The sequence below is a fragment of the Leucobacter shiyiweii genome, assembly GCF_052446065.1.
GTDB lineage: Bacteria > Actinomycetota > Actinomycetes > Actinomycetales > Microbacteriaceae > Leucobacter.
The window spans coordinates 1,005,154-1,017,010 of sequence record NZ_CM127080.1 but is presented as its reverse complement, the minus strand read 5'-3'; the positions used below and the strand labels follow the sequence as shown (position 1 = coordinate 1,017,010).

General features: G+C 60.9%; 12 protein-coding genes. 3 read left to right on the top strand and 9 right to left on the bottom strand.

Annotated elements, in window-relative coordinates:
• Positions 1-62 precede the first annotated feature (62 nt).
• Positions 63-1,130, bottom strand: a complete 1,068-nt coding sequence (locus tag ACTNFJ_RS04750) for an LLM class flavin-dependent oxidoreductase (protein ID WP_444711794.1) — start codon at positions 1,128-1,130, stop codon at positions 63-65.
• A gap of 78 nt (positions 1,131-1,208) precedes the next feature.
• Between ACTNFJ_RS04750 and ACTNFJ_RS04745 the strand changes: the two genes are divergently transcribed.
• Both ACTNFJ_RS04745 and ACTNFJ_RS04740 read left to right on the top strand, forming a co-directional pair.
• Positions 1,209-2,912, top strand: a complete 1,704-nt coding sequence (locus ACTNFJ_RS04745; protein WP_435907404.1) for an AMP-binding protein — start codon at positions 1,209-1,211, stop codon at positions 2,910-2,912.
• 96 nt (positions 2,913-3,008) lie between these two features.
• Positions 3,009-3,296: a DinB family protein gene (locus ACTNFJ_RS04740; RefSeq protein ID WP_435907405.1), complete on the top strand. Its 288-nt coding sequence runs from the start codon at positions 3,009-3,011 to the stop codon at positions 3,294-3,296.
• Between the two features lie 22 nt (positions 3,297-3,318).
• On the opposite strand, the gene ACTNFJ_RS04735 is transcribed toward ACTNFJ_RS04740, so the two are convergent.
• From ACTNFJ_RS04735 to ACTNFJ_RS04710, 6 genes are all read right to left on the bottom strand, one after another.
• Positions 3,319-4,524 carry a DUF2130 domain-containing protein gene (locus ACTNFJ_RS04735; RefSeq protein WP_435907406.1) on the bottom strand — a complete coding sequence of 402 codons (1,206 nt, stop codon included), beginning with the start codon at positions 4,522-4,524 and terminating at the stop codon, positions 3,319-3,321.
• Positions 4,525-4,630: 106 nt separating this feature from the next.
• Positions 4,631-5,452 (bottom strand): nucleotidyl transferase AbiEii/AbiGii toxin family protein, encoded by an 822-nt coding sequence (locus tag ACTNFJ_RS04730; protein WP_435907407.1) that lies wholly within the window; start codon positions 5,450-5,452, stop codon positions 4,631-4,633.
• Between the two features lie 95 nt (positions 5,453-5,547).
• Positions 5,548-6,087, bottom strand: a complete 540-nt coding sequence (locus ACTNFJ_RS04725; RefSeq protein WP_435907408.1) for a type IV toxin-antitoxin system AbiEi family antitoxin domain-containing protein — start codon at positions 6,085-6,087, stop codon at positions 5,548-5,550.
• Positions 6,088-6,162: 75 nt separating this feature from the next.
• Positions 6,163-6,447 (bottom strand): hypothetical protein, encoded by a 285-nt coding sequence (locus ACTNFJ_RS04720; RefSeq protein ID WP_435907409.1) that lies wholly within the window; start codon positions 6,445-6,447, stop codon positions 6,163-6,165.
• A 156-nt stretch (positions 6,448-6,603) separates the two neighbouring features.
• Positions 6,604-7,164, bottom strand: coding sequence for a macro domain-containing protein (locus ACTNFJ_RS04715; protein WP_435907410.1), 561 nt, complete (start codon positions 7,162-7,164; stop codon positions 6,604-6,606).
• 42 nt (positions 7,165-7,206) lie between these two features.
• Positions 7,207-8,343, bottom strand: a complete 1,137-nt coding sequence (locus ACTNFJ_RS04710; RefSeq protein ID WP_435907411.1) for a Fic family protein — start codon at positions 8,341-8,343, stop codon at positions 7,207-7,209.
• 231 nt (positions 8,344-8,574) lie between these two features.
• On the opposite strand from ACTNFJ_RS04710, the gene ACTNFJ_RS04705 reads away from it, so the two are divergent.
• Positions 8,575-8,892, top strand: a complete 318-nt coding sequence (locus ACTNFJ_RS04705; protein WP_433647525.1) for a nucleotide pyrophosphohydrolase — start codon at positions 8,575-8,577, stop codon at positions 8,890-8,892.
• Between the two features lie 2 nt (positions 8,893-8,894).
• Here the strand turns inward: ACTNFJ_RS04705 and ACTNFJ_RS04700 are convergent, their stop codons facing one another.
• On the bottom strand, positions 8,895-10,625 hold the full coding sequence (locus tag ACTNFJ_RS04700) for a DNA/RNA helicase domain-containing protein (RefSeq protein WP_435907412.1): 1,731 nt from the start codon (positions 10,623-10,625) through the stop codon (positions 8,895-8,897).
• Positions 10,626-10,636: 11 nt separating this feature from the next.
• Entirely contained in the window at positions 10,637-11,851 is a 1,215-nt protein-coding gene (locus ACTNFJ_RS04695; RefSeq protein ID WP_435907413.1) for a hypothetical protein, read from the bottom strand.
• Between the last annotated feature and the right edge of the window lie 6 nt (positions 11,852-11,857).

Sequence of the window (11,857 nt, the reverse complement as noted above, 5' to 3'; positions counted from 1 at the left end):
AGTTATGCTCGCAGTCCTGACAATTCCACTCGTCGTCCCCCCGCACCGCAGCTAGGCCGCGCCTACCGCCACCCGAGCCCCGGCGCGACCTCCGTCAAAATCGCCTCGAGCACGTGCGCATTGTAATCGACCCCAAGCTGGTTCGGCACGGTCAGTAGCAGGGTGTCGGCTGCGGCAATCGCCTCGTCACCGCGCAATTGCTCGATCAGCGCGTCCGGCTCATCAGCGTACGAGCGCCCGAACACGGCCCGCATGTTGTCGATGCTGCCAAACTGGTCGTCGCGGTCTCCCCCGCCGAGAAAATACTTGCGATCTAGGTCATTGGTAATCGCAAAAATGGATCGCGACACCGACACCCGCGGTTCGAAGCCATGGTCGTGCTTCGCCCACTCCTCCCGGAACGCGTCGATCTGCTTGCGCTGCTGCACATGGAAGGGCTCACCCGATTCGTCTTCCTTGAGCGTCGATGACATGAGGTGCATGCCCTGCTGCGCGGCCCAGCGGGCGGTCGCGTCGGAGCCGGCGCCCCACCAGATGCGCTGGCGCAGCCCCTCCGAGTGCGGTTCGATACGCAAGAGACCGGGCGGGTTCGGGAACATCGGCCGCGGGTTCGGCTCCGCGAACTGTGCACCGGAGAGCACCTGCAGCGCCACCTCGGTGTGCCGGCGGCCCATGTCGGCGTCCGTCTCCCCCTCGGCGGGCGCGAACCCGAAGTACCGCCACCCGTCGATCACCTGCTCGGGTGATCCACGCGAGATGCCGAGCTGCAGTCGGCCCTCCGAAATGAGATCTGCCGCACCCGCATCCTCGGCGAAGGCAAGCGGGTTCGCGTACCGCATGTCGATGACCCCGGTGCCGATCTCGATGCGCGAGGTGCGCGCACCGACCGCCGCGAGCAACGGAAACGGCGAAGCGAGCTGCCGGGCGAAGTGGTGTACCCGAAAGTAGGCGCCGTCGGCACCGAGTTCTTCTGCCGCAACCGCGAGATCAATGCTCTGCAGCAGTACGTCAGACGCGGTTTGCGCCGCCGACGTGGGGTGCGGGGTCCAGTGCCCGAATGACAGGAAGCCGATGGTTTTTCTCACGCACCTCTCAACGACAGACAGTGGATCCGCATTCCCCGCGTGCATACGAGCCGTCGACTGTACCGCCCCCTAATCTGGAACTGTCCACCAGACCACAGCAGAATAAGGCGGGGCGAAACAGCCATGACTGAACTTGAAGCTCGCTGGGTGGCGTCATACGATCCACGGGTTCGACGCCACCTCGAGTACCCGACTGGCTCACTCGTTGATGAGTTCGAGAAAGCCGCGCGGACCTACGCGACGAAGCCAGCGCTTGATTTCTTTGGCCGCCGGACCAGCTATGCCGACCTTGCCGAGCAGGTCGAACATGTCGCAGCCGCCCTTCACGGCATGGGTGTGGGCCCGGGATCCATGGTGGCATTGCTCATGCCGACGTGCCCCCAGCATGTCGTGGCCTTCTACGCGGTGCTGCGCTGCGGTGCAACGGTGGTCGAGCATAATCCGCTGAGTTCGGTCACCGAGCTCGAGCAGTTGTTTGCCGACCATGAAGCCCAGGTCGCGATTGTGTGGGATGCGGCGGCCGAGAAGGTCGCCACGCTCTCGAAGCACGTGCGCCCCCGCGTGGTGGTCGCGGTGAACCTAATCGAGGAGATGCCGCTGTTGAAGCGGATCCTGCTCAAGCTTCCGATCGCCAAGGCTCGGGAGTCTCGCCGTCAACTAAGCCTTCCGGCACCCGCAGGCACCCTGGCGTTCTCGGAGCTCCGTCGCGGCCAGGGCGGCCCGCCCGAGGGCGTGCGACCCCGACCGGGCGACGTGGCCTTGCTGCTCTACACGTCGGGCACCACGGGAACCCCGAAGGGTGTGCCACTCACGCACGCAAATCTGATCGCGACGACGACCCAGGCGCACGAGTGGGTCACGCCGCTGGTGCCGGGTGAAGAAGTATTCATGGCCTGCCTGCCGCTCTTTCACGTGTTCGGCTGCTCGCTCTCGATGAATGCGGGGCTGGTCGCCGGTGCGATGATCCACCTGATTCCGAAGCCTGAGACGGGCTTGATTCTCGACGCGATCAAGCGTCGCCCGCCGACCACCATGATCGCGGTGCCGCCGATTTTTGATCGCCTGGTCACCGCCGCCAAGGAGCGCGGAGCCTCCCTTGCAGGAATTCGCACGGGAATCGCGGGTGCCATGCCACTGCGCCCCGAGCTGGTCACCGCGTGGGAAGAGGCGACTGGTGGTCTCCTCATCGAGGGGTACGGGCTTTCAGAATGCTCGCCGATCGTCGCGGGGAATCCGGTCAACGAGACTCGAGCAGCCGGATCCATCGGGGTGCCCTTCCCCGATACCGATGTGCGTCTCGCCGATCCAGAGGATCTCGTGCGCGACGTCGAGCTGGGGCAGCCGGGAGAGATCTTGGTCAAGGGGCCGCAAGTGTTCTCGGGCTACCGCAACCGCACTGAGGAGACCGCGGCGTCATTCTTCGATGGATGGTTTCGCACAGGCGACATTGCCACCGCCGACGAGAGCGGTTTCTTGCGCATCGTCGACCGCCTGAAAGAGGTCGTGATCACCGGTGGCTTCAATGTGTACCCGTCCGAAGTCGAGAACGTCATTCGGGATCAGGAAGGCATCAGTGACATTGCCGTCGTGGGCCTCGTCGACGAGCTGGGAACCGAGGAGGTTGTCGCTGCGATCGTCACGACCGACGGCCTGCTGCCGGATGTGGCAAAGCTTCGCCGGCTTCTCAAAGAGAAGCTCACCGCCTACAAAGTGCCGCGTCGCTTCCATGTGCTGAGCGAGCTGCCGCGCAACGAGATGGGCAAGGTGCTGCGCCGCGAGGTGAAGGCCCGGCTGCAGGATCTCGAGCGCCGCAGATCGGACAGATAGGTCTCGAACAGTGGATCGGAGTTCCACTCGTGCTGTACCGCGCACAGCGATTGACTCCACGACCCCGCGCACGCCGGGCTCGAGATCGCGGAGCGCGTGTACACACTGGTCGCCTCCGCTCCCGAAACTGCGCTGGTTACCACCCCGGCGGGCACCATGCAGCTCGTCGATTATCTGGCCACGCGATCGTTCGAGCTCACCGTGCACGGCACTGACCTCGCGGTCGCCGCCGGGATCGAGATACCCGAGCCGCTCGACGCTGCTCTCGCTCCCGCCCTCGAACTGTGCGCGGCGCTCACTACGTCAGCGAAACGGCTCACCCTGTTGCGCGCCGCAACCGGGCGCACCGTGCTTCCCGAGGGCTTCTCAGTCTTAGCCGGGTAGCTCGCTTGCTGGCAAAGTGGAGTTACTCCCCCGTCGGCTCCCCGTCCGAATCCCGCAGCTCGGCGAACTTCGCCACCATCGTCGGATTCCCGCGCGTCAGCTTCTTGATCGTCAAATCCTGCGCCTTGTTGTTGGCAAGCCGCAGGTTGTTCTCCGAGCCGAGCAGCGACTCCTTCACCTTGTTCAGCCGCGCGATCGCCTTGTCGATCTCCTCGATCGCGGTGTTGAACTGTCGCGATGCCAGGTCGTAGTTGCGCGCGAAGCCGGTCTTGAACGTGTCGAGGTGATTCTCGAAGTTCGTCACGTCGATGTTCTGCGCCTTTACGAGCGCAAGCTCAGACTTGAAGGCAAGCGAGCTCATCGCGGCGTTGCGCAACAGCGTGATGATCGGAATGAAGAACTGGGGACGCACCACGTACATCTTGGGGTAGCGGTGCGAAACATCGACGATGCCCCCGTTGTAGAGCTCGCTCTCGGGTTCGAGCAGTGAGACGAGCACCGCGTATTCGCAGCCCTTCTCGGTGCGGTCGCGATCCAGCTCTTTGAGAAAATCTTCGTTCTTGCGCTTGGTCGCCGTCTCATCGTTCTCGTTCTTCATTTCGAACATGATCGACACGATCTCGGTGCCGGCGGCATCGCTCTCGCGAAAGATGAAGTCGCCTTTGCTACCGCTGCGCGCGTCGTTGTCTTTCTCGAAGTAGGCGGTCGGAAACGCCATCGCCCGCACCCGGTTGAACTCGGTCTCGCAGTGCTGCTCGAGGGTTTCGCCGACCATCTTGGTCGAGAGCCGCGCCTTCATGTCGCGCAGCCGTTCGATCTCGTCGTTGCGGTCTTTCAGCTGAATCTCATAGCGCTCCTTGAGCGACTTTTCGGCGAGTTCCTTCTCCAGGGTTGCGCGCTCGAGGTCGTTGCGCAGGGCGTCGCGCTGCTTCTCGACGGCAGCGAGCGACTCGGTGAGCTCAAGCTTCTTCTCGATGCCGTACGCGTCGAGCTGGGCCTGGAGGGCCTGGATCTCGGCTTCCTTCGCGGCGGCGCTCGCGTGCAGACTCTGCGCGAGCTTGGCCTCGGCGAGCTCGACGGCGGTGCGCTTCTCCTGCTCGGCAAACTCGAGGCGTTCGCGCATGAGCCGCTCGAACTCGGTGTCGCGCACCTGCTTGGCGATGTCGGCGTAGCCGGCCTCGTCGATCTTGAACGCCTTCTGGCAGTGCGGGCACTTGATTTCATGCAAAATGGTGGATCCCTTCCCGGAGATAGCTCACACGAACTTTGTCAGTCTCGGACAGCACGTCACACCGAACTCACTTGAAGGCGCTACGAAGCTGAGCGGTCGAGCCTCACCCGTTGGTCTCCGTCTCAGCGATGATTTTGATTTTCTCAGCAAGCCAATCTCGAGCTCGCTGCAAGTCCGGGAGGATTGCAGTCTCACCGTGAACCTGTGTTTCCTCACGAGCCTCGTTGTAAGCGAGGGCCCAGCCATCCATTTCGCGCAGCGGGAGAGGTGGCCAGGAATGCTTATTTCGCCATTCAAACGTTCGCACACACAGCTGGCTCAACTTGAAGAGATCAGGCCCCGTTTCCCAGAGTAGCTGCAGATCGACCAGGTCATGTGCGCGAGTATAGTTGGGGTCCGTGACGGCATGAATCTTCTGTGCAAGCTGATACTCGAGCTCGACGAGCTCAACGGGTTCCATTTTGCCGAAACCGAACCGAGAGCCAAACGCCACGAGATCAGGGACGATTTCAAATCGCTGGTGCGCATCGGCGTCAATTTCTGGATCGGACACCTCAACGTCCAAACCGCCCCAAGGTACACCCAAAAAAGCGATTGACACCCGGTACGGATGCATTACATACTCCGGGAACGCGAGACCTGGATCATGAACTCGCCCTACTCGTATCGTTGCAGTGAAGGCGACTCGATCCGCAGCCGACTGATTTCGTTTTAGTTCCCCCCTCGACGGTGGAACTCGACCCCAACCCTCTGCAAGTCGCTCGCGGAATTTGCGTTCGAGTTCCGCCCCTCGCGCTCGGGTGGAGACGTCAAGGTCGGAGGTGGCCCGGGTGCCGTGCTCCCCGAGCCGAAGTTTCACGCCCATCCCGCCTTTGACTGCAACAGCTTCGGGCAGCATCTGCGAAACGATCAGTGTGCAAAGCATCACCCGTGCCCTTTCAACGGGGATCCCCAATTCAGTTGCCACCTGCGCCAAGCGCTGATTCAGCTGCGTCACGTTTAGAGGCACACTCACCCGACTCATGTTCGACCCTGCCTCAGCGCATTAGCTTCGTGAGCATCAAGCAGGTCTCGACGCAGTGCCTGGTCTACCAGATCGATCCATCGCTCGAAGGGCATGCGATCTTTCAAATCCCTCAACGTCCGCTCGATTGTCGTCGCTGCGATGCCTTCATACGAAGTGATGTCATTCTCGGTTAATCCGGTGCGGCGCTCCAAGTCGACCCATTGGGGAAGTTCTCTGCGCACCCTTCGCCGGGTTCCCACTCTGATCTTCTTTGGATTGAACTGTCCAAGTCCAAGAAGATTACACACCGACTCACGCTGGAGGAAAGCCTCGTTGCCTCCGAGAGCAACTGCAACTGCAGGTTGCGTCAGCGGAGAGGGCGGAAAGTCTTGATGTATATACACGCCATGTCCCTCGCCCCAAAGCGCCCCTCGAGCGGCTAATTTCCGCACCTCTACTGCTGGTACACCGGCTTCTTGAGCAGCAGCGACCGTCACAACCCCTTGCCGCGATACGGCAATCTCCCACAGATCTCGTCGGTAGCTCACCGCCATGCCTCCATGTCAATAGAGTACCATTTTCAGTACTGTTTTGACACAGTACAGAAAGCTTTGGAGGCGATTGATTCGCTAGAGACTAATCGCGCCAACAAATATCAGGGCGAAGAGAATGATCGCCGCAGCAAGCAATGCGGTAATGATGCTCAGCACCAAGCCAGTAACCGCGATCCCCTTCGCCTGTTCTTTCCGAAGGGCGAGCACACCCAGAATGATCCCGACCACCCCGGCCACCAACGCAGCAACAAGGACACCCCCACCGGCCATGGTGAAGAAGAAGACGAGGGTCAGCACGACCGCCACTGCGCCAGCAACTAGCGTTAGGGTGGACAAGAGTTTTGAGGTGGGTGTCTGCACGATTCTCCAAATTTAGCTTTAGTCCAAACTTTAGGTTAACCGCAATCACGAGCGTCGCCGAGAAGCGAGGCGGGGATTCGCCAATCGGGCTGCAGTGGTCAGCGCTGAGAACTGTCCTCGCGCCCGTTGCCCGCATCACCGAAGTTGCCGACAACGTCACTCATCAGCCGAAACTCCTTGCTCGCCCAGCGCGTTCTGCAGGGCGGCCAGAGCCTCGGCGCCGAAGGCCACCAGCGTCACGTCTTCCACACTTGTCGGGGTACGTTGAATCATCTTGACCGCCGCTGCGGCAGCTTCGTCGAGCGGCCATTCAAACACCCCCGCGCCGATCAGCGGAAACGCCACCGACCGCGCACCAAGTTCATCGCCCACTGCCAGTGCCCGCGAGTAACACGATTCCAGCAGCCCGCGATCGGTCTGCCCGCTGCGACGGTCAGGCCCAACGGTGTGGATCACCCAGCGCGCGGGCAAGTCCCCCGCTGTGGTCCACCCGGCGTCGCCCGTGGCGAGCCCGTTCGGAAACCGCTCAATGCAGTCGCGCAGCACCGCGGGCCCACCGGCCCGGTGAATCGCACCATCGACCCCGCCGCCACCGCGCATGCGGGTGCTCGCCGCGTTCACTACCGCGTCGACCGCAAGCGTGGTGATGTCGCCCTGCACGAGCGTGATCTGGGGCAAACGAGGGGTTCCACTGCTGTTCAGATTCGTAACATCCATCACCCTGAGTTCCTTCCTACCCAGACTCAACCGCGCAAGTCCCTACTCGAACGGATCGATATCCCTCCACGCGTATCCGAGACCAGAGCTACGGGCTGCTTGTCTCACGGCCTGGCTGGCTGAGTACTTACGGCCGCGTCGATCACCGTGCGCGACGAGCAGTTCTGCGCGAGCCAGAGCACCAAGATCCCGCGACGCGGTCTGCTCCTTGATCGGTTCGCCCGCATCTGCAAGGGCCGCCATATACCTCGCGCGGGTGACGGTTCCGTCATACATGGCACCGTACAGCGCCTGAGCTGCGCGGTCAGGGAGCTGAGCATGGATGATGAGCTCGTCCATTTTCGCCGCCGCTTCACCCGAGGCCGCGATGCGCTGCTTCCGCTCAAGCGCCTGGTTCAGATGCGCCGTGAGCATGAAGCGAATCCAAGGGCGCGCGAGTTCCGGGTCATAGTCTGCGCCACTCCAATTGCCCTGACCAACCTTGGCGAGCACATCGTAGTACATCTGGGTTCGCCTGCCCAGATACTCTTCGATCGTCAGAAAGACCGGCGCGAACTCTCCGTATGCTCCGAGCACCAGACTCTGCAGCACTCGAGCTAGACGACCATTTCCGTCCTTGAATGGGTGGATCAGCACAAAGTTCAGGTGCAGCATCGCCGCCTGAATCAGGTCGTCTTCTCCAGGCCCCGACATCGCGCACACATGCTTGATGAGATCTGCAACCTCGCCTGCTGGCGCACCCTCGTGGACGATGTCCCCAGTTCGCTCTTCTTGCACGTACACCGGTCCAGGGCGAAACCTCCCGGGCCACTTGGTCATGTCATACGAAGTAGTGATGAAGTGGAGACTGCGCACAAGCATCGGGCTCAGTACGAACTCGCTCTTGGCGAGCTGCAGCACAAACGTCATCGCCTGCTGATACCCCGCGAGCGCTTGCTCCGTCTCGTCGTCGATAGCCGCGGGCTTCTCACCGACGGCAATAGCGTTGATGTCGTCGACGCTGGCTTTAATTCCCTCAATGGTGTTCGAGCCTTGCACGTTCCGCGCGAAGGTTGTGCGCCGTAGCGCCCCGTTCCACCGATTGCCCTGCCGCAGGTGGAACTTCAGTTCTTCGTTGAGCTTCTCGATCTCATCACGCACTTCTCGCTCGTGCGCATCGAGCGGGGGTGCGATAAACATGATGTGATCTCCCAGTAATGATGTTAATTAAATGTCAATCATATTCCAGAATTGACTTTAATTAAACATCATCTGAAAAGCAGGAGCGGCGAGCAACGAAACACGGAGCGGGCTATTCGAGGCCGGCCGATGCCGAGCAGTTTGCCTTCCGCACCGGTATTTCCAGTAGGTGGATCAGCAAGGCCAACCGCGATGATCAGCATGTATACCTTGCGCTGATAGTTTTGAAGCATGCATGAGAAGCCCGTCCTCGAAGCACTCCGCGAATTTGTTGCCGAGCGCGAATGGGCGCAGTTCCACACACCCGAGAACCTGGCCAAAAGCATCAGCATCGAAGCGGCAGAGCTCCTCGAATGCTTTCAGTGGGGCGATGCCGACCTGGCCTCAGCGAAAGACGAGTTGGCCGATGTACTGACCTACTGCCTGCTTCTCGCGGATCGTCTGGGCCTTAACGCTGACACAATCGTGATGGACAAGCTGGCGAAGACTCGGGAGAAATACCCGGTCGACAAAGCGAGAGGACGCAGCGAGAAGTACGACCGCCTGTAGCTTCAGCGGCTGCCACTCGAACCCGGCAACAACTCCGCCAAACGCTGGCGAAGCGCTGGGTCGCACACGTACATGTATGTGCCCAGCATGCCTCGACTCAGAAGCACCCCATAAATGTTTCGCACGTATTCGAGTAGGTCTTCATCAGTGAATTTCTGCCCGAGAAAGTTGTTGTTCGACTTGCCACGCCGATCGAAGTAGGTCGCGCGGTCAAACACGGTTCGCCCGGAAACAGGGTCGAGCTTCAGATCGCCACCGATGATCACGCCCGCGTAGTTGAGATCGTACCCCTGCACCGTGTGGATCGAGCCGACCTCCCGCACTGAGTTCGACGAGTTAATCCAGTCTTTGGAGGTGGTATTCCACTGCAGCTGCTTGGTGCCGAGTTCGATATCGAACGCGGCGGAGTTCTTCCGACTCTTCCACTCCCACGCGTACCCGGCGAGCACCCGTGACAACCCCACCTCGCGGTCGCGCCGCATGATCGCGTCGTGAAACGCATCGAAATCGGCGAAGACGCGGAGGTCGTACTCCCCGAAATTGGGGGCGCTCTCATCTGGCCGTTCGAGCAGCCGACGAACGTACCCGACGTAGTCAGATCCCGCGCGCACCCGCATTTGGCTCGTGAGTGGATAGAACCGTTTCGCGGCTCGTGCACCGCCGCTCAGTTCCTCAAGCGTTTCCCGCGGTAGATCTGCGGGTCGAACCGCCTGCGCGCTGTCGACGAGGAAGATCTGGTGGGTGCTCTGGTGCGTAATCCAGTCGAGTTGGCTGCGATTCTCGCCATCTGGCCCAAACAGCACCCGGTTGATTTCACCGAAGTCACGCGTGAGTGTGCCCATAGCCTGTGCTGATCGGCGATTGAGCCGGTGTGCCTCGTCAACGATCAGCAGGTCGAATTTCTCAGTGGATCGCCCCACGTCAAACGGGTTCAACACACTCGCTTTGTCAAGCCCAGGCGTGCGCGAGAACACCGCCTGCATGGTGGCGCGCAGCGACTGCTGCGGCACGACGATGCCAACTCGAAACCCTCTGAGCAGTTCGCGGTTCTCTTCCGTGAAGAGGTCGGCGAACATAGATTCGCGATCGAACTCTTGCGCGTCGGCTCTGCGCATGTCGCCGAGGAGCTTCATGATGTAGACAGCAAGAATCGTCTTCCCGGTACCGGGCTCCCCCTGCACCACGATCGTGCTCGCGCGGCCCTGGTGAAGGTCCTCGATCAGCCCATCCATGATGTCCTCGACGGCGATGGCCTGGTCTTGCGTGAGCGCTTTGAAGGGTGAGAATTTGAACAGGTCGCTGTTCTGAATTTCTTCGACGGACCGGGTGAAGTACCCCGCTGCGCGAAGCTCCTCGAAGATGTTGTCGAAGACTTCCTGGTAATCCCCGCGACGATAGTAGTCGGCCTCGGAGATTCCATCGTTGCGGTTGAGCACTCGGTACTTGCCATCGCCCGCGAAGAGGCGAATAAAGTGCGATTCGAGGTCGAGGCACGCGGACTTGTTGAAGGTGTCGTCGACGATCACCTGCACGCGTTTGAGATGCTGCTTCGCCTCGGTGCCAAGATGCTGCCGCATGCGGGCCGCGCCATTGAGCGACTCCCCCACATAGATATCGCGCTCATTGTCGATCGTGTAGACAACCGGCCAGTTGCTGTGTCGGGCATCGGCGGCGGCCCACTGTCCGACAGCGAGAGGGTCGAACGAGAACTGCTCGATGCGGTAGTCACCCATTCACACAGACCTCACGCAACAGTCAGTTCCTCCGTCACGAACGAGTGATCTCCGGTCTCGTCTTTCCAGTACACGAGCGTCGGAAACGTCTCAGCCTCAGCGCGCGGTGTGTCGAGCGCCCGTCTGGTCGCCTTGGCTGATTCGATGAGGGAATGGAACCCCTCCATGATCTCCAACTCGCTTTCCATCGTGGCTGTGTATGCCGTCTGAAGTCTCTGCAGTTCCCTCTCGGCGGATCCACCCTTACCACCCAGAATCTTGGGAAAGTGCCGCTCTGCCACATTCATGTCTTTCAGGCTCTCCTCAATCCCCGAGATCGCCTCCTTCAACTGCCTGGAACGCCGAAGAAGCTGCTGCCAGAACTCGGTGCCGTCGTCAATGCGGGATTTCAGGTGCTCCAGGGATGATTCGACCGACTTCGGGTTCTCTTGCATGTCGACACACACGCGGAGATAGGCGATGCGGAGAGCGAGGAACGACGAGAGCATCGCACTGTGAGCGTCGAAGTTGGCCTGCTGAACCTCGTTCAAGTCTTCCACGTTCGTGGTGACTCGTGCCTCCACGAGCTGCCGGAAGCGAGCCGCCAGACTCCTGACGTCGCGCTCCACCAGAGCAAGACGAACGATCATGTCGTTGGAGAACGATCCCTCGATCTCGTACTGGCGATAGACCTCGTCGAGAATGTAGGAGGAAGCGAGAAGCTCACCCGCGTGAGTGGCCTCCGATCGGGCAATCGCCCGATCCAGGGTGCGCTTGATGGCATCGAGCTTGCGATCTACCTGCTTGAACTGTTGCATCATGACCGCGGTGTTCAATGCCTGAATGGCGAGAATCGGCGCCACCACCGGCAGTGAACTCGCCACTGCAATGAACGGGGCCTGAGCAACGATGCCGCCCGCTCCCATCACAGCGCTTCCTACGCCGGAGCCAATGGTCATTAGCGTCGCCGGGTTGGCGGTGGCCATGAAGAGCGTCGAGGAAAAGGCAGCTGACAGTGCTGTCGCTCCAACTGAGGCTCCGGCCACAGCGATCGACATCGCCCCTTGAGCCGACACCGCCTTCGCGTCTGAAAGGTAGCTTCCCGTCGTAAGGTAACCCTGGCGAAAGCTCGACACCATGAGGTCACGAAGTTGGCCCTGAAACTCGAACACGGCGAGTTCGGACCCCTCGGCCGCGAGCCGCCGAACAGCAACCTCTTGTCGCACGATTTCCTCAGAAGTTTCCATGATGCA